Source organism: Cyclobacterium jeungdonense (assembly GCF_010994275.1).
Taxonomy (GTDB): domain Bacteria; phylum Bacteroidota; class Bacteroidia; order Cytophagales; family Cyclobacteriaceae; genus Cyclobacterium; species Cyclobacterium jeungdonense.
This window is the reverse complement of record NZ_WMCD01000001.1, coordinates 352,285-370,193: the sequence shown is the minus strand read 5'-3', so window position 1 is coordinate 370,193 and position 17,909 is coordinate 352,285. Positions and strand designations below refer to the sequence as shown.

Here is a 17,909-nt window from a genome sequence, read left to right as displayed (position 1 = left end):
AGTCAAAATTTTACATAAAAAAATATTGAAATTTTCACTTCTCTTTAAACTATACTATAGCATTTTAAATACCTCCGAATACTGATCTTTATTATTCCCTTCCAAAAAAATCCTTCCAGACTTCCGTCAGCATCGCCTTATCTTCCGCTCCGGTATAGATTACTAAGCGGTAGCGGATGGTTTCCGATTCACCAGCGGCAAGGGCCCAGTCGCCCAGTATTTGTCGGGAAGGACCCAGGCCCATTTGGCTGTCTACCCGCCAGGGTGTGGGGAAGGCGGCGTTGTCCGGATGATCCAAAATGGCAATCCGGGCAAAATCCTCCCGACCGTCCAACTTAATCCCAATATCGCTCCAGATGGCCCGCTGCCCTTCCAATTCCATGCCCTCGTGTCCTGAGGCACTTACGATCTCTCCTACCGTTTCCGGTACCCAAGGCATACGGACAAAAAGCCCTCCTACATAAAATTTTCCCATCACCACATCCATTTTGGCCTCTCCCTGCCATTCCAGGTCCAGGACATACCGGTCAGCAAACGCCTGCAGCGACCAGGTTTGGGTTTCCACCATTAGCGTCTTGCCATTTTCGTCAAGCATCTCGTACACGGTCTGCCAGTTGACTTTCTCTCCGCTATCTTTCAGGACGCTTGCCGACACACGCCTCCAATAATCCCGGTCCCAGTTCATAAAATAATCGCGCTCATTTACCCGCTTTAGACCCCAGTAAATGCCCGTTTGGTGAGGATGGTGGGCCGGACGGTATTCGGTTAGCTCCCCGTTTCCATCTGGCGCCAGAATGGGATGGAGGTAGGGTCGTTCATCCGGTTTTGCACTTTGAGTAAGGATGGGATGGGATTTGTTTTCGCTGTAAACGGCAATGCTGCTTGCATCCAGATCCTGTTCGATGCGAAGGAAAGTGGGGTTGTCTGGTCTGGCAGACGTATTCGAGGAAGCAAGCAGGTTGACGACCGGCACCCGGTCTTCCAATGGGGTGAGATCCAGGCTTCCCTTTTGGATTCGGATATTGCGAAACCGTATGGAAAAACTACCCTGCGGATCGTTTTCGTTGTTGGCATGTAACTGCAAGCCGATAAAACCCTTGAGGAAGCGATCGTCTACCAGATGGGCAACAGGCACTCCATTCACCCAGGTTCGGATGATAGGGCCCACTGCTTCTATCCGGTAGTGGTTCCATTGGTACCCGTCTTTATCGTCTCGTTTAAAGGCAGTTTTCGCCGCCTCGTTCATTTTTTCCGGGGGATAAATCCAGCCCCGATCCGCTCCCTCCTCGTAAATGGCCCCACTCCACTGCTGGGGCTTGGGATCGACTTCCATCTGATAGCCATGAACCCGGCCGTTTCTGTATTCGGGATAACTCTGGGACCGAAATTGAATGCCCGAATTATTCATTAAGGTATCGACGGACACTTCCAATTCGAGCACAAAATCACCAAATTCCTGCTCCGTACACAGAAAGCCGTTTGGCTGACCGGGAACGGTACGGCCCACAATCATGCCGTCTTTTACTTCCCAGACATGTGCTCCATTGAGTTCTTTCCATCCACTAAGGTCCTTGCCGTTGAAAAGCGAATGCCAGGAATCCTCCTGGGCCCTGAGGGGCGATAAAGTTAGAAGGTGAACCAACACCAGAAGTAGTAAATGAGAAGGATGAATTTTCATTGTGATTTTTTTTGAGTTTGTATCAATGAATGCGGTTACCAGGAATTTCAATCTGGCAGTGCAAATGCGATAACCGAATCGCCGTGTGGGGTTCCATTTTTCCCACCCCCGCCAGCGGTAATGACCAAATACTGTTTTCCATCTACCTGGTAGACGCTGGGTGTGGCATAGCCTCCTGCCGGCAATTGGTACTCCCACAACACCTGTCCGGAAAAGGTATCAAATGCCCGGATTTTCTCATCCGGAGTTCCTGCAATAAATACCAGGTTTCCGGCGGTCACCACAGGGCCACCAAAGCTTTTAGCACCGGTGTTTCTAATGCCTTTGGCCACCAACTCGGGATATTCTCCCAGGGGGACTTTCCACAGAATCTCCCCTTTTTCCAGGTCCACCGCATTAAGGGTTCCCCAGGGAGGAGAAATGGCGGGATAACCATTCTGGTCCACAAAAAAAGGAGCTACGTTAGCGTATCGGGGTGCCTGGTTGGAACTGGAATCGGTGTTTCCGGCCGGGTCTTCCTCTGGAAAATCGGCTTTGCTTTCCAGATAGACCACCAAATCATCCAGTTGCCTGTCCGAAAACTGGCTAAAAGCTGGCATCATGCCGCGACCATAGGTCAGTACGGATTTGATGGAATCCGGGCTGAGCTCCAGGTTTTGAAGGGGCGGAAATAAGGGAGGATTGCCAACCTTGTTTAGCCCGTGGCAGGCGGTACAGGAAGTATTGTACAGTGCTTTTCCCCGTTGAAGCGGCGAGGCAGAAGCGGTATCCACATCCGCATCTATGGGGACCAGGCTGTGAATGGTAGGGGCCTCGTTGATATTGACGTATAAAACGTTGGTAGCCGGATCAAAAGCCGCACCACCCCATTCGGCACCGCCCTGATGACCGGGCATGGTGATAACCCCTGCCCGGGAGGCCGGGGTATACAATGGGCCGGTTTCATGCTGTCGAAAGATGTTGAGCACGTATTCCCGGGTTTCGGGAGTAATGTTACTCAGGTCCGCCTCCCGAAGGCTGGTTCGGTTGAGTGGCGGTGGTTTTAGCGGAAAGGGTTGGGTGGGCCAGGCTTCTTCCCCAGGTACCTTCGAGGGAGGCACGGGCAGCTCGACAACCGGAAAGACAGGTTTGCCTGTTTCCCGGTCCAAAACAAAGGTAAATCCCTGCTTGGTCAGTTGTACCACAATATCCCGGGCTTTTCCATCTGCAGTTACAGTGGCCAATATGGGAGCCGGAGGCAGGTCGTAGTCCCAGATATCATGGTGAAGGGTCTGGTAATGCCAGATACGCTTACCCGTAGTGGCATCGAGTGCGATCACGCAATTGGCAAAGAGGTTTTCACCTTTGCGCATACCTCCATAGATAAAATCCGGTGCAGGCGAGCCAGTGGCAAAGAAAACCCAGCCCCTTTCCTCATCTACAGTCAGGCCGCCCCAGGGATTGGTTCCCCCATAGCTTACTCCTTCTTCAAATTCCCAGGTATCGTACCCAAAATCACCCGGCTGGGGAATGGTATGAAATATCCATTTGAACTCCCCTGTAAGGGCATCGTATCCGCGAACATCGCCGGGGGTGGAAGGTGCGCCTTCAGGGGTCCTTCCCCCGATAATAAGGATATCCTTATAGACCATTCCCTGAGTAGTCGCTTCAAAATCAACCTGTTCCGGGTTCTGAGGTAAATTTTGGCGCAAATCAATCCAGCCGTTTTCACCAAAAGAAGTGATCAGGGTACCTTCAAGTGCATCAATGGCATATACCCGGTCTTTTACGAAATTCAGGATGCGTTTATTTTCTCCATTGGCATCTTCCCAATAGGTTAGTCCGCGATTTCTACCCCGAAACGGTCGCTCGTCATTCCGGTACTGGTCCGGACGAAAAACCCAAACTTCTTCCCCGGTGGTGGCATCCAGTGCGACGGCATTTACTTCCGGCGTGGTGAAATACAGCAGACCATCGATGATAATTGGATTGGCGTACATGCCGGGTCCAACCGGATTACCATGGTGGTATTCCCAGGCTTTTTCCAGCGCCTGTACATTTCCGGTATGGATTTGGTCCAAGTCGGAGTATTGGATACCCGAGGAATGGCCCCTGTAAATGCCCCAATCCTGATGGTTGTTGAGCCGGTTAGCCTGTTGGGTATGGGTTGATTGTTCTGACTCCCGGGGGGTGCAGGCGAGTAAAAACAGATAGCAAAGAAGAAAAGGTAAGGTCAGGCTTTTTGGGTGGCGTTTTCTCATTCAGGTCTTTTTAACAACGAGTAGATAAGGGTTACTTTTCTTTCAGGGTACGGCAAAAATACCAAAAACCTTCTGAAAATAGGGAAGGCAGGCTTCACCGAGGTAATTTTACAGTTTATTGGGAAAACATTCTAGATTACGGTTACTATTGAAGGTACAAATTACGCAGAAAAAATCCCTACATGGAGGAATTAATTTTGTTTTCACCCGCTTGAAATTCGGCTGGCCCATCGGATAGGTAGCAGCGACTTCCCAGCTATTCTTTGAGCTAGTTCGGAGGCATTTTCATCGGTAAAACTTTTGGAAGTCCATTTCAAAATCCGTTAATTATAAATTCGTTCATTAAAACCTGTTTCCTTGTATTCACCAAAAAAACTATTTTTCCAAGACGACGGTGCGATTCCCAACAGCGCGCTACCGCTCTTACTCTACCGAAGTATTTTGGAAGAAAAAGGAGAGCAAGCGGCAAGATGGCTGGAAGAAAAATTTACTTCCAACAACTGGACGAACAGCTGGCGATGGGGTGTTTATGATTTTCACCATTACCATAGCAATACCCACGAAGTACTTGGCGTATTTAATGGGGAGGCACTCATTTTATTGGGAGGGGAAAAAGGCGAAAAGGTAAAGGTCAAGCCTGGAGATGTTATCGTCATTCCGGCCGGTGTTGGCCATAAATGCCTGAATCATGATAAATCATTTGCGGTGGTTGGTGCCTATCCCAATGGAAGGAGTCCTGACCTGCTAAAAGGAGAAAAGGGAGAACGGCCAAAAGCAGATCAAAACATCGCGCAGGTTCCTATACCGGAAGCCGATCCCCTGCTGGGAAAAGACGACGGATTAATAAATATTTGGGGCAAGTAAGGCTGTATTCCACTTAGAAATCTATTAATTAGACTAACCCGGTCAAAAACCGGATATGTCCTACTTGAAGAAGCGACACCCAATTTCAACGACAGGAATAACCGGGAAATCAGCAAATTTACGAAAGGTATTTAAGTAGCTTAAAAGGCAGCTCTTAATTCCTGGGTTTAGATTGCTTTTTTTGCAAAACAACTTCCATCTTATACTTTGTTTTTTGAGGTAAATGTATAAAACCACTTTCTTGATCAATCTTCTTCCAGCCCCTCCTATCTATCCGTACTTTTTTTATATCATAATTAAAATCCTCCAATAACAAGGGAAACAGTTTTTCAGTAGCCGCCGAATTAATATTATAATACAGGCTAACAGGTTGCTCATTGATCCAATAATCCAGATAGAGCATGGTCAAGAAACCGTTCTCTACCGAATGGTAGGAGGTTTTTGTTACCACTGCTTTACTGCTGTTTATATAATTCCCGTGTTTATCCACACTCAAATAGGTCCCGCCTTTTTCCCTATCTATAAAGCTATTGTTCCAGAAAGTAGCTCCTTTTTTAAAATTACACAAGGATTTTCCCTCGTCAGAAAGAGCATAAAGGTAAAGTTGAAACATATTGCCATAAGCTTGCACCCACCAGGGGCTGTCCTCGCTATGCATTTTGGGATTGTCAATCCGGAGTTTATGGTACCAAATCCCGGTTTCGTTGTCAAAAGCGTATTTTAGAAGTTGCTCATTCAGTTTCATAGCTTCCTCCTTATAGTTTTCTTTACCGGTAATCGCGTAAAGCCGCATAAGCATCCAGGCCACTTCCACATTGTGGCCTGTATTCATCATTTCGTTCATTTGTTCCAGGGAATTCCAATTCCGGTCGAAGCCCTCCATAATCCAGCCGCTTTTCCTGTCTTTCATGCGGGCCAGGGTCATCTCCAGTAGTTGTTCACTTTTCTGTAGGTATTTTTCCTCCATTGTAGCGGCATATAAATAGAGTAAATAACCCGAAACAGGTGCCAATTGGGGAGAAAAAACCTTATCTGAGTTTATGATGCTAAAGTCTCGGTTTAACCTACGGAAATAACCTCCACCATTAATATCATCCCATGCGTGATTTTCCATAACATCAATACTCTTGTCCAGGTAATTTTTAACCTCCTTATCCCGGGTTACGATATAGTACATGGCAAGTCCAGTGATGGCATAGGCATGCATAAACATATCCTTGTCCAAGGAAACGGCATTTCCTGAGCGATCCAGTTCATAGAACCACCCACCGTATTGATGATCCCAGCCGTTTTCGATCAAATAGTCAAAGGTTTCGCTAGCTAGCTCAAGGTATTTTTCATCTCCCGTTAAATGATAACCCACCGAATAGGAAAAAAGATGCCGTGCTATCATTCCCGGATATTTCTCCTGCTTTTCCCCAACTTTCCAGTCTTTATCAAGAAGGGTATGGAATGATCCATATTCCTCATCGCGGGCAAATTTAGTCCAGGGTTCCAATACATCATGTATTACCTGTTTTTTCCAATAATCGCCACTCATCAGGTCCTGTGCAAAGGAAGAATGGTTGGAAAAGAAAAAAATGGAGATAAAAATAAATTTTAAATATCGGTTATAAATCAGTTCCACTATTTTTTTAAAATTATTGTAAATAAATATCATTTTATCCGGCTCAGTCAAATTCATCACTAATTCTTATTGCCTAAGAACCAATATAAGCTACTTTTATTAAAACTGTTTCTTTCAGTTTAGTAAGCAAACGGTTTGGATTTCAAGTTTGGTGTCTGCATATTCCAGGTAATATACCAGGTTGTTCTTCCATTTTCAACTGGTTAATACCATACCCAAGTCCATTGCTTGGTCTATAACCCGCAGTTGAATAAGCATTGGTTTTTCCACTATTCGATATCCCAAAAAAACTCCTCCAGGTCAAGTTTAAATCCTTCGATCACTTTTGACTCCACCACATCGCCGGAAGTAAACAAAAGCGAGGGAACGTATTTTTCATTGATTAGGCTATAAATGAGCAAATCCTGGGTTTCCGCATGGATGATCCAATATTCCCGGACTCCATTAGACTCATACAGCTCAAATTTATGCTTCAATTCGGTTTTACTATTGCCCGGAGATAATATTTCCACGATCAGGTCCGGCGCTCCAATGCAACCTCTTTCATCCAGTTTCTCCGGATCACAAATCACACAAATATCCGGCTGTACTACATCATGTATTTTCTTATCATCTTTGGATGACTTTGGAAAGCGCACGTCGAAGGGCGCATCGTAAACTTGACAGGGTTTTTTCTCCAAAAAGTAATCGAGTTTAGCAGCCAACTTTATTGAAATCCGCTGATGGATGCGTCTGGGTACAGCCGCAGCCTTCTTAAAAATCTTCCCTTTGATCAGCTCGACCACTTCCTCCATTTGCCAGGTCAGGTAGTCGGCGTAGGAGTGGTTGGTATATTCCAAATCAGGTTCGTTAGCGGTATCGTTTTTTTTGCCATCCATGCTTAAATATAACGATATAGGAGATTTAATTAAGATGAATTTACTTTTTATGATTGCCCCCTCTTCTATCTATACTCAAAAGACCGAATGGCTGGTTTTTGCAAAATTTTCTGGAATTGTACCAGCGTACATGAAAACCTTTCTATCCCTGATCTATAAAAGCATCTGGCAGGTATTATCCGACAGTTTTTGAACCCTGCAAAGGGCTGACAAGTAACAGCCACTCTTAGCCCAGGTGGCTTGTCAAAAACAGGTTAACCTGACGTGGCCCAATTTTCACACACCAAACCAGGTAATCTCTGAAATTCCCTGATATTGTTTGTAACAAGGGTAATCTTTCTGGATATTGCCTGTGCGGCAATCTGAAGATCATATGCACCGATGACTTGCCCTATTCTCTCCAGTTCCGCACGAATTTCTCCATACGCGATGGCATCAGCATCCGTAAATGAAACAAATTCAAATGGAGCAAGAAATTGAATCAAAGCATCCTCATTCGTTTTCTTCCGTTTACTTTTTGCCACACCGTAATACAGTTCGGTAATTGTGACCGCAGAAACCCTGAACATTGAAATGGGATAGGACCTGAACTTCTTCAGAACGATTTCAGGCCGATTCTTGATAAGGTATATACAAATATTCGTGTCCAATAAATACATCAAAGCGTTTCTCTTTGCTGGGGAAGAAGCTGATTTCGTCCTTCCTCGAAATAATCATCCGAAAATGCAGTAAGACTCTGCACTACCATCTCCCATGAACTGGCTTTAGGGCTGAGAAGTAGTGAAGCACCTATCCTACGGATATAGAATTGCTTTTCATCCGTATTGAATTCCTTTGGCAATCTGAGGGCCTGGCTATTTCCACTCTTAAATACTTTGGCTGTCTTCTCCATAATCGATTTTGAGGGTTTTGTATATACGTTTAAATATATACAAATATACGGAACAAAACAAAACAGGTTGTCTGTATATTAAGTAACTGTCGGCAAACGAATACTTTTCCCTAGTAGGATAAAGCAATTTTTACATCGCTACTCCATATCCCCAAAAAACTCCTCCAGGTCCAATGCAAAGCCCTTGAGGACCGTTGACTCCACCACATCTCCCGAAGTAAAAAGTCGCGAGGGAACGTATTTCCCGTCAACAAGGTTATAGATTAGCAAATCCTGTGTTTCGGGATGAATGATCCAATATTCCCGGACGCCGTTGGACTCGTATAGGTCAAATTTATGTTTCAATTCTACGGTGCTATTACCGGGAGACAGGATTTCCACGATCAGGTCAGGCGCGCCGATACAACCCCGCTCATCTAGTTTTTCCGTATCACAAACCACGCAGATGTCCGGCTGTACCACATCGTGGATTTTTTTATCTTCTGTGGATTTTTTCGAGAATCGAACATCGAAGGGTGCGGAATAAACCTGGCAGGTTCTGTGCTCTAAAAAAACATAAAGCCTGGTAAGAAGTTTGGCCGAAATACGTTGATGGAGACGTTTCGGTGCTGCGGCTGCTTTTTTAAAGATCGTCCCTTTGATCAGTTCAACCACTTCCTCCATCTCCCAGGTCAGGTAGTCGGCGTAGGAATAATTGCTGTATTCCAAATCCGGTTCATGGACTGTATGGGTCTTTTTGGATTCCATGGTATAAATATACTGATTTTAAGACTTATAAATTGAACTATGCTTTTGGGAATTCAATTATCGACAAATCCACAGAACGGATTCAATCACTTCTTTTTCCATTTCAGCCGTTATTAGTTGCTTTCAATCAACCTTTCTCCGGTCGGGAAATAGTGCCATTGCATCGTCAATTATACGATGAGGATAGCCCAAATCAGAAGCAGGGTCGCCTTTAGCAAATTCCTTATCCTTGAACCGTTGCCAATCGTCCAGGCGAAGGCGGCCGTCCGTATGGCTGTATTGAAAGGCGTTGAGGGCTTGAAGCAACACGTAGCCATTATCGGTAGCGTTGGCTTCCTTCATGATCGCTTCGAAAGCCGTATCCGGATCTCCTCTTACCCCAAGTGCCTGTGCAGCCATGATTCGGTTAGCCGCCAATTTGTCCTCGCGGATCATTTTTTTCAAGTGGTTTTGCAGGGAGCTCCCTTGCTCTTTTCTAAGAAAGATCCCGTAAGCCCCCCAAAACCGAATGATGGGGTTGGGGTCCTGCAGGTAGCCAATCAACTGGGGCAGGTTTTCGGGACTTGGGGTACTTGCCAATTTGGCTGCGTCCAAGATCTTCCGGATGGGGTACTCCTTGCTTTGGGCAAATTCGTAGAGGGTGGCGTAATCCCCGTTTTCCCCGGCAAACTCGTGAAACATGGGTTCCGGAATCAGGCCCAGGTCCCGTGTTTCCACCATCCAACGGTCCAATCTTCTGGACAGATTCGCTAACGTTTTTTGGTATGCTCGTTCCCGAACCAGATTGTCTACCTGCCAGGGGTCGGCATCCGTATCGAAGAATTGCTCCTCCGGTTTGGGTAGGTAAAATTGAGACTGAATGGCATCGGTTTTCCCTTCTTCGTATGCTGCTTCATAGGCACGCCAGTTGGCTTGTACCTGGTAACCGTACCTGGAATCCCTACCCCGGGGTCGGTGGGGCATAAAATTTCGGATGTAATAATACCGTCCGTCGGTAATGGCTCTGGAAAAATCATACCGCTCGCCCATCCGGTCTCGGATAAAGTGGACGTAATCGGGGGATTTTTCGGGTTTATCTCCCAAAAATGCCCTTCCCTGCATGCGATCAGGGATTTCACAACCGGTGATGGAAAGCAGGGTGGGCGCCAAATCTACAAAACTCACCAGGGATTCATCCACGGCTCCAGCGGGCACCAACGAGAGTTGTTTCCATTTATCGGGGAGGTGAACCAATAAGGGAACCTGGGTACCCACGTTGTAGATATAACGCTTGGAGCGGGACAATTGCCCGCCATGATCCGAATAGAAAAAAACGACAGTATTGTCTGCAAGACCTGCTTCCTCCAATTCATCCAACAAGTCCCCTACCTGCCTATCCATCAAGGTGATCAGGTCGTGAAAGCGTGCCCAATCTTCCCGGATCACCGGCAAGTCGGGATGATAGGGAGGTAATTCGATGTCCAGGGGATCAATGCGGGGTTTTTCGGGAATCAGGTTGTTTTCCACGTAATGGCGAATCCGGTTTTCGCTGAGTTGGCTTTCGTGGGTAACGGTAAGGTTGAAAACGGCAAAAAAGGGCTGATCGGCCATTTTGTTTCTGTAATGGGCCGTACTGCTGGATTCATCCCATAGTTCCGGGTCGTTGTTGTACGGGGAATTGTAATCCTTTTTGCTATTATTCGTGCAATAGTAGCCCGCATCCCGCAACAATTTGGGATAAACGGGAATTTCCTCCGGCAAGGGTACGTTCGAACGCATCTGATGGGTACCGATGGTAGAGGCATACATTCCGGAAAGGATCGTGGATCGCGCTACCGCACAAACGGGTGCATTGGCGTAGGCGTGCGTGTAGCGAATCGACCGTTTTGCCAGCCTATCCAGGTTAGGCGTATGGGCCTGTTCAAAGCCATAGCTCCCCAGGTAAGGACTGATGTCTTCGCAGGTGATCCATAGGACGTTTGGTCGGTCGGGAGGCATTTCTCTGGCCAATCCCTCCTCAGCTAGCAAAAGAAAAACCAGGACAGCGAATGCCTTTACTGGCAGGTGCAACGTACTCATTTCAATGTACTCCCTTCTATGGGTCTTGGAAATTCCCGCATGGGACTATAACGCAGGTAAGAATCGAATACTTCGGGGTCAGGACCTACTACCCGGGGATCTTCCGTTTCTGTCAATTCTTTGATCAGCGCCTGCTGCATATCTTCTTTGATTTCGGCATAATCAGGATCATCTGCCAGGTTATTCATGCATGCTGGGTCCGATTGGATATTATACAGAAGTACCTCTGGATTTTTTTCGAAGGCAGCCTCAAAATAGGGTCTTACGTCTTCATCTTTCCGATTTTCTACCAAAAAAGACTTCGTAGGCGCTGCATCCACATCCGTAAAGGCCCAATCGGAATGGTGCTTGCCCTCTTCATCAATTCCGTAAAGGGGCAGCAACTCGTTCTCATTTTCCGGATCGATTCGCTGGGGAGCCCCTGCCGGCCAGCGATCGGGTTTTATGTTCCAAATCAGTAAATGTTCCTGGTTCCTTATCATCCGCTGTGGATATCCCCAATTTTGATAACGGGAGGCAGAGTGTCTTTCGCGGCCGGAAAATACAAACTTCCTTGAGGGGTCCACCGTACCTTCTCTGGGAGATTCCAAAATATTCCGGATACTTTCTCCAGTAATCGGTAACATTCCTTCCGCACTGGTTTGGGTCATATCAAGAATGGTGGGTGCCAAATCAATGAAATTAATGGGGTCGTCCAAGATGCGGCCGGGGGGAAAAGCCTTGGGATAGCGAATTGCCAGGGGAACATGAATGCCATAATCGTAGCCATTGGCCTTTGCTCTGGGGAAAGCCATGCCGTTATCTGAGGTTACGATGATGATGGTGTTGTCCAGTTCGCCCTTCTCTTCCAGGTAATTCAACATATCCTGCAGGTGCTGGTCAAACCATTCGATTTCGACGGCATAATCGAGGAGATCACCCCGGACAATGGGGTGGTCGGGCAAAAAGCCGGGAACTTCCGCATCGGAAAGTTTTTTATCAGTGCGTTTCCAGGAATCCTGCTCAAAGGGCCGATGGGGCTCTGTGGAACCATACCAGAAAAAGAAAGGATCATCACCATCCCCCCGAACATTTTCCATGAAATACTTAAAATTCTCAAAGTAATTAACCGTACTGATACCGGAGGCTGGTCTTTCATCTCCCTCGGTCCCTGGTTCATAGCGAATATTGCTATGCTCTATCCCGGCGGCATCGGTTTCCCTCCAAAGGGAATCATTTTCATCACGGGCATAGCGGAAAGGGGACACTCCCTTTCCGGTACGGCCGGTGATATAGCCATTCTTATCCAGCATGTCCACAAAGGGCACATGCTTCTTCAGCCAGGGAGCAGCATGCTGCCCGGATTGCTCGTTTTGCCAATGGTGCCGACCGGTAATAATGCTGCTCCGGGAAGGGGCACAACCGGGTGAACCGGCGATGCAATTGGTAAAATAAACCCCTTCCCTTGCTACCCGGTCAAATGCAGGTGTATTGACAAATTTACTTCCCGCGAAGCTGGTGTGGTAAAACGACTGATCGTCACTGATCACAAATAGAACGTTGGGAGAGCGTTTCTCCGTTTCTTCCTCCGTGGACGAACAGCCAAAAATCAAAGGAACAGCAAATACGAGAATTATTTTGAGCACATTTTTCATTGAATAGATGCTTGGTTTCGAATTTGGAATTTGTTAATCGAGTTTAATATAATCAAACATTTTGTTATTTCCTGTACCTGTTAAAAAAGGAGCATGCCTTCCATTATTCGGCTGCATAGCCTGGATTTTGAGCCAGTTGGGCACCCGTATTTCTTTCAATCTCGGAAAATGGAATAGGGAACAAGTTATGGTAAGGCTGTACATCCACGCCGAAATTGGTTACATCGGGTCTGCCTTCACAGTACCTGTTCGTTCGATCATAGAGTAGGCCCAGGCGGTTTAGGGTAAGACGCCTTTTTTCTTCTACTCCGAGTTCCCGCATTCGTTCATCCAGTATAAAATCGATGTCCACCTCTCCCGGAGTAACCAGTTTAGCATTGGCCCTGTCCCTAACCACATTTATATCGCTTGCAGCTTCTGCCGGTTGATTGTTACCAAGATAGGCTTCGGCACGCAGCAAATAGGTCTCTGCTAAGCGGATGTGGTATTGGTCGCTATACGTAGTTCCGGCTGTAGAAGAGTTCAGCAACTTTAATTCTGGATCTACGTAAAGTTCGGGCGGATGCTGGCCTGGGGTGGTGACTTTGGATTGATACGGATAGAAATACCGTATGGTATCGTCCAAAGACTGCCTGAACAAAGACATGTGATCGGATATTTTTTGTCCATACCATTCCGATTCAGGGTTGTTAAAGGCCACATCCCGTATAAAATTATGCTCCGAATTTCTCATGTCGTCCCAGTCGTAATGCCAGATTCCATAGTTAAAGTGGTTCGTTCCCCTAAACCTGCCAATTCCGCGACCTCCGGTGTAATCCGATACGCCTTGTGATAGGAAGGGAGCCACTCCCGAGGGATCCCGAACAATAAAACTCCAGGGCCTGGGAGCGTGATCTCGTTCCAGTTGCGGTCCTTCTTTACTAGTGGAGGAAATTACACCACCTTGAACATCCACTTCATATTGCCAAACCCAGATTCCTTCAGTATTACCCACTCCCCTGTTTTGGTTGTATCTCCGGAACAAATCCCAGTACACATCACCCGGCTCACCGGCAAGTGATCCAAAACGCTCGGTCATCAATTTGGTGTTGGGATCATTGATCACTACACTGGCTGCTTCAATCGCATCCGTCCACCTTTCCAATGAAACATATACCTCTGCCAAGATATGATTGGCTGCCAGGTTATTGATCTCTCCATCCCGCACCTCGGTGATACCCGGGAGGTTGGCAGCAGCAAATTCCAAATCTTCAGCGGCCTGTAGGTAAACTTCCTCTCTGCTTGATCTGACATAATCTGTTTTTGGAGAACTTACTTCTTCCAATACCAGGGGAACGCCACCATAAAGGTGGGCTAGGTTCCGGTAAGCAAATCCCCGGAATAATTTAGCCTGAGCTTCAATCAAGGTCATTTCCTGCTCGTTCATCATGGAACTTTCCATTCGGCTAATGATAGTATTGGCACCAGAAATTACCCGATAGTACTGTCTCCAATGGAATTCCACCATTCCGCTGGTAGGTAATAAGGTGGCTAAATAAGAGCCAAAACGCACATGAAGCTGGTTGGCACCATTGTAGCCCAAATCAGTTCCGTAAATATAGTCCAACGGCCGGTGCTCACCATCGGATAAAATCACTCTGGATTGGTCATAAAGAGAGTAAACGGCAGCATTGAAATCCGAGAACGTAATGTAGGAATTTTCCGGACTGGCAAAATCCAGTGGGACTTCTTCTAAAATGGCTGATTCATCACAACCTGAAATCCCAATGACTAAAATCCCTACGCAAAGTATGATATAGTTTAATATTTTCATGATTCTTTAATTTTAATGATTAAAAACTGACATCCAAACCTGCTGAAAAACCTTTCATCACAGGCAAGCCAGAGGGATCCAAACCACTTCCTGTTTCAGGATCCCAGCCTACCCAATTGGTCCAGGTGGCCAGGTTTTTACCACTGATAAATAGCTTCAAACCTTGAATCCCGAACTGCTGAATGAGGTTTTGATTAAACCGGTAGGCTAGCGATACATCCTGTAGTCTCACAAAACTACGATTGTCGTAATATTGGTAATCAATACCTGCCACCTGGTCCTGCCCTCTGTATTTTGCATCGGGATTAGATGGTGTCCAGTAATCAGCTTCCACAAACAAGTTGGATCTCCGGGCATTGTCAGATTGTCCCAAATTGGGATTATTAAAGCCTAAATAACCGTCTTTTCCTCCTTGAATGGAATTAATAAAAAACCTGAACGTAAAATTGTTATAGTTGAATTCATTCATCACACCGAACCTAAAGGCCGGTTCGTTTCTACCTATTATAACCCGGTCATTAGCATCCACTACCCCATCGTTATTTTGATCAATTATCTCATGGGTTCCCACAAAAAAACCGGGAGGGGCTTCCTCACCCAATTGAATGATCCCGGCTGATTCATAATCATAAATGGAATTGATGGATTCTCCTATAAATAAACCGCTTCCAATCAAATCATCTTCTACACCATCTCCGTCAGCATCCAATCCCAATAAAGAGACAATTCTGTTTCTATTGGAGGAAATGTTAAAATTGGCATTCCAGTTAAGCCCACCACGGTTTAATATATCTCCTTTTAAGACAAATTCGATCCCTCTATTGGCAATTTCCCCAACATTGGTGGAAATGCTGTTGAAGCCCGTTATTTCAGGTATATTGATACTGTAAAGGAGGTCATTCGTGGTATTTTGATAATAATCCAACGTACCGGTCAATTGGCTATCGAATAAAGAAAAGTCAAAGCCGAAATTATACCCTGTGGTGGTTTCCCAGGACAAATCGGCGTTGGAAAGCGTGGTCACACGTTGACCAAAAATGGTAGATCCTCCTTCACCAAAAACATAAGCCGGATAAAGGGAGACTCTTGCCAGGGAAGAATACCTGCTTGTCAGGTTTCCATTCGTTCCATAGGAGCCCCTGAATTTAAGGTAGCTGAATGCAGATTGGTCCATAAAGCCTTCTTCACTAAGCACCCAGCCTATTCCAACAGAAGGAAAAATTCCAAATTTATTGTTTTCTGCAAACCCGGAAAAACCATCCCTACGCACTGTGGCGGTAACCAGGTATTTTCCACTGAAATCATAATTGGCACGTGCGGTTTGATAGACGTAGCTTTCGTCCCAGGCGCTGGATTGGATAAGCTGTAACTGCGCAAGGCTAAGGTCATTGTAGCCAAGGCCCAAATTAGCGTAATTGGTGCCATTTGCCTGGGTACTTTCATTTTTCAATTCCCTTCTCCCTGCCACCATGGTCAGGTTTATGGTATGGTCATTGTTAAAGGTTTTTCTATAGCTCAAAATATTATCCAAGGTCCAATCATAGGCATGGTAATTTCGCTTAAAGGCTAAACCGGCTGCTCCGGCACCATATTCATTACTTCTATAATGCCTCCTCCAGGTATAATTGTTTCCAAAGTTTATTCGGAAGTTCAATCCTTCGATATACGGAACTTCAAGGTCCATATATACATTGGCGAATAAGTTATTCCTTTTATCAAAGTCATTGGACAGGGGACTCAGGAAAGGGTTGGCCCGAATGGCACCGTCCGGGTTGAGGATCACATTACCCTCTTCATCAAAGGGGACAACCAGGGGAGGAAAAGAAGTGATATTTCCCATTGCCGGAATTTCACCGGAATTGTCTGCAAAGGAACCAAAGGTCTGTACCCCAAAACGAAAACCCTCTAAAATCTGATGATCCAGGTTAATTCTAGCGGTAATCCGTTCGAACTGATCGTTCATGATAAAGCCTTCCTGTTTGGTATAGCCACCGGAAAGAAAATAAGAAGTAGCTTCTGTGGCTCCCCTAACACTTAAATTATGATTATTTATAAAGCCTCTTTGGGTCGCGGCATCCCACCAGTCAAAATCCGTCCCATTTTGAAACCCTTCAAAAACGACAGGCTCAAATAATGCTGCCACGTTATAATCTGGATTGGGTTGCGTATAATCAGGAGGAAGGTAGGATTGTTGCCAGTCCTGATCTCTGACTTTCTGAAGAAAACCCTCCCTGTCCATTAATTCCGGCCTATTGGTGGGGGTTTGGGTGGTGTAGGTCCCCGTATAATTGAAAATGGGCTTTTGCTCCGCCTTACCACTTTTGGTAGTAATCATAATCACCCCGTTGGCAGCTTGTGCTCCAAATATGGCCATACTGCTGGCATCCTTCAACACATCGATCGACTCAATGTCATTCGGATTCAGGTCGCTAAGGCTTCCGGTAAAAATAATACCGTCCACTACGATCAGCACATTCTGGTTACCACTTAGGGTAGTTCTTCCCCTGACGGAAATAGATGGATTCTGACCGGCCCTGTTGACCTGCCCGACATTTAATCCGGGTACCGAACCTTGTAATGATTGAGCGATGTTTACGTTAGGAGATTCCCGGAAAGCTTCTATATCGGCTCTCACAACCGACCCCGTAACATCTCTTTTCTTTTGGGTACCGTATCCGATCACCACCACTTCCTCTAATGAGGCCGCATCCTGTGACAGGCTGATGTTAAGGGTAGTTTGCGTTCCTACCTCGACGGTTTTTGCCTCGTAGCCAATGTATGAAAAAACCAATGTGGCGCCGTCCGGGACGGAAATCGTATAGTTGCCGTCAATATCGGTTACGGTCCCCGTGGTGGTGCCAAGCACGGTGATCGAAGCCCCAGGCAGCGGCTCACCGTTTTCGTCGGTTACGATTCCGGATACGGTTACATCCAACACCTCTTCGGCGATGGAAACGGGCTCCACCTGCAGTGTAGCCCTCCGAACATGGATATTCTGATTGACCTGTTTGAAATACAAGCCCGCCTGCTGGCCGATGACCGATAACAACGCATACAGACTTTGCGTCCCCTCACCGGTGGTGACCCTTGGGATATTTTTCAATTCTTTATCGGTAAACACGAAACTAAATTCCGTGGTCTTTTCGATAAGGGAAAACGCCTTTTCGATTTTTGCATTGTCAAGGGAAATGGACACCATTACTTCTTCAATATCCTTCACCTGAGCAATGCCATCCGAGGCAAACAGAAAATTCATCGAAAGAAACTGAATCAGAAATGCGTACGTAAATAGTTTGGTCATGCGTATAACATGGGATAGTACAAGATTTTTCATACCTTTACGCGGTTTATTTTAAAACTTTAGTGAACGGTTTTGGATGAACGAAAGCTGGAAATTCCCTGACAGGACCTTCCAGATAATGAATGGCTGGGGATGTTGGCGCATTCCCAGCTTTTTTTATACAATGGTTTTTTTTCA

At 46.2% G+C, this 17,909-nt stretch carries 12 protein-coding genes; 1 reads left to right on the top strand and 11 read right to left on the bottom strand.

Translation table 11 applies throughout. The features are described 5' to 3' along the window. Positions 1-91: 91 nt before the first annotated feature. Both GKS34_RS01400 and GKS34_RS01395 read right to left on the bottom strand, forming a co-directional pair. Positions 92-1,678, bottom strand: coding sequence for a DUF6807 family protein (locus tag GKS34_RS01400; protein ID WP_163383027.1), 1,587 nt, complete (start codon positions 1,676-1,678; stop codon positions 92-94). 47 nt (positions 1,679-1,725) lie between these two features. After that, positions 1,726-3,918 (bottom strand): outer membrane protein assembly factor BamB family protein, encoded by a 2,193-nt coding sequence (locus GKS34_RS01395; protein WP_163383026.1) that lies wholly within the window; start codon positions 3,916-3,918, stop codon positions 1,726-1,728. A gap of 357 nt (positions 3,919-4,275) precedes the next feature. On the opposite strand from GKS34_RS01395, the gene GKS34_RS01390 reads away from it, so the two are divergent. Next, the gene (locus GKS34_RS01390; protein ID WP_163383025.1) at positions 4,276-4,782 is read left to right on the top strand and encodes a cupin domain-containing protein; all 507 of its coding nucleotides are present in this window, start codon (positions 4,276-4,278) and stop codon (positions 4,780-4,782) included. A gap of 154 nt (positions 4,783-4,936) precedes the next feature. On the opposite strand, the gene GKS34_RS01385 is transcribed toward GKS34_RS01390, so the two are convergent. The 9 genes from GKS34_RS01385 to GKS34_RS01345 all read right to left on the bottom strand — a co-directional run bounded on the left by GKS34_RS01385 (position 4,937) and on the right by GKS34_RS01345 (position 17,765). Beyond that, on the bottom strand, positions 4,937-6,466 hold the full coding sequence (locus GKS34_RS01385) for an AGE family epimerase/isomerase (protein WP_163383024.1): 1,530 nt from the start codon (positions 6,464-6,466) through the stop codon (positions 4,937-4,939). A gap of 212 nt (positions 6,467-6,678) precedes the next feature. Next, positions 6,679-7,287 (bottom strand): Uma2 family endonuclease, encoded by a 609-nt coding sequence (locus tag GKS34_RS01380; protein ID WP_163383023.1) that lies wholly within the window; start codon positions 7,285-7,287, stop codon positions 6,679-6,681. A gap of 254 nt (positions 7,288-7,541) precedes the next feature. After that, a complete protein-coding gene (gene vapC, locus GKS34_RS01375; RefSeq protein WP_205601997.1) occupies positions 7,542-7,946 on the bottom strand; it encodes a type II toxin-antitoxin system tRNA(fMet)-specific endonuclease VapC in 405 nt (134 codons plus the stop codon). After that, positions 7,946-8,179, bottom strand: coding sequence for an antitoxin (locus GKS34_RS01370; protein WP_163383021.1), 234 nt, complete (start codon positions 8,177-8,179; stop codon positions 7,946-7,948). Before GKS34_RS01370 ends, vapC begins: the two co-directional genes overlap by 1 nt. Positions 8,180-8,317: 138 nt before the next feature. Further along, positions 8,318-8,926 (bottom strand): Uma2 family endonuclease, encoded by a 609-nt coding sequence (locus tag GKS34_RS01365; protein ID WP_163383020.1) that lies wholly within the window; start codon positions 8,924-8,926, stop codon positions 8,318-8,320. Positions 8,927-9,049: 123 nt separating this feature from the next. Beyond that, positions 9,050-10,984 carry a sulfatase-like hydrolase/transferase gene (locus tag GKS34_RS01360; RefSeq protein ID WP_163383019.1) on the bottom strand — a complete coding sequence of 645 codons (1,935 nt, stop codon included), beginning with the start codon at positions 10,982-10,984 and terminating at the stop codon, positions 9,050-9,052. Next, positions 10,981-12,618 carry a sulfatase family protein gene (locus tag GKS34_RS01355; protein WP_163383018.1) on the bottom strand — a complete coding sequence of 546 codons (1,638 nt, stop codon included), beginning with the start codon at positions 12,616-12,618 and terminating at the stop codon, positions 10,981-10,983. Before GKS34_RS01355 ends, GKS34_RS01360 begins: the two co-directional genes overlap by 4 nt. Positions 12,619-12,721: 103 nt before the next feature. Continuing rightward, positions 12,722-14,431 (bottom strand): RagB/SusD family nutrient uptake outer membrane protein, encoded by a 1,710-nt coding sequence (locus GKS34_RS01350; RefSeq protein ID WP_163383017.1) that lies wholly within the window; start codon positions 14,429-14,431, stop codon positions 12,722-12,724. A 19-nt stretch (positions 14,432-14,450) separates the two neighbouring features. Next, the gene (locus GKS34_RS01345) at positions 14,451-17,765 is read right to left on the bottom strand and encodes a SusC/RagA family TonB-linked outer membrane protein (protein ID WP_240459148.1); all 3,315 of its coding nucleotides are present in this window, start codon (positions 17,763-17,765) and stop codon (positions 14,451-14,453) included. Positions 17,766-17,909: the final 144 nt, after the last annotated feature.

What these genes read in the sequence shown, in the direction of transcription:
- GKS34_RS01400 (WP_163383027.1), bottom strand. Translation starts at nt 1,678, where the DNA reads ATGAAAATTCATCCTTCTCATTTACTACTTCTGGTGTTGGTTCACCTT.
- GKS34_RS01380 (WP_163383023.1), bottom strand. Translation starts at nt 7,287, where the DNA reads ATGGATGGCAAAAAAAACGATACCGCTAACGAACCTGATTTGGAATAT.
- GKS34_RS01360 (WP_163383019.1), bottom strand. Translation starts at nt 10,984, where the DNA reads ATGAGTACGTTGCACCTGCCAGTAAAGGCATTCGCTGTCCTGGTTTTT.
- GKS34_RS01385 (WP_163383024.1), bottom strand. Translation starts at nt 6,466, where the DNA reads ATGAATTTGACTGAGCCGGATAAAATGATATTTATTTACAATAATTTT.
- GKS34_RS01350 (WP_163383017.1), bottom strand. Translation starts at nt 14,431, where the DNA reads ATGAAAATATTAAACTATATCATACTTTGCGTAGGGATTTTAGTCATT.
- GKS34_RS01395 (WP_163383026.1), bottom strand. Translation starts at nt 3,918, where the DNA reads ATGAGAAAACGCCACCCAAAAAGCCTGACCTTACCTTTTCTTCTTTGC.
- GKS34_RS01355 (WP_163383018.1), bottom strand. Translation starts at nt 12,618, where the DNA reads ATGAAAAATGTGCTCAAAATAATTCTCGTATTTGCTGTTCCTTTGATT.
- GKS34_RS01365 (WP_163383020.1), bottom strand. Translation starts at nt 8,926, where the DNA reads ATGGAATCCAAAAAGACCCATACAGTCCATGAACCGGATTTGGAATAC.
- vapC (WP_205601997.1), bottom strand. Translation starts at nt 7,946, where the DNA reads ATGTATTTATTGGACACGAATATTTGTATATACCTTATCAAGAATCGG.
- GKS34_RS01370 (WP_163383021.1), bottom strand. Translation starts at nt 8,179, where the DNA reads ATGGAGAAGACAGCCAAAGTATTTAAGAGTGGAAATAGCCAGGCCCTC.
- GKS34_RS01345 (WP_240459148.1), bottom strand. Translation starts at nt 17,765, where the DNA reads ATGAAAAATCTTGTACTATCCCATGTTATACGCATGACCAAACTATTT.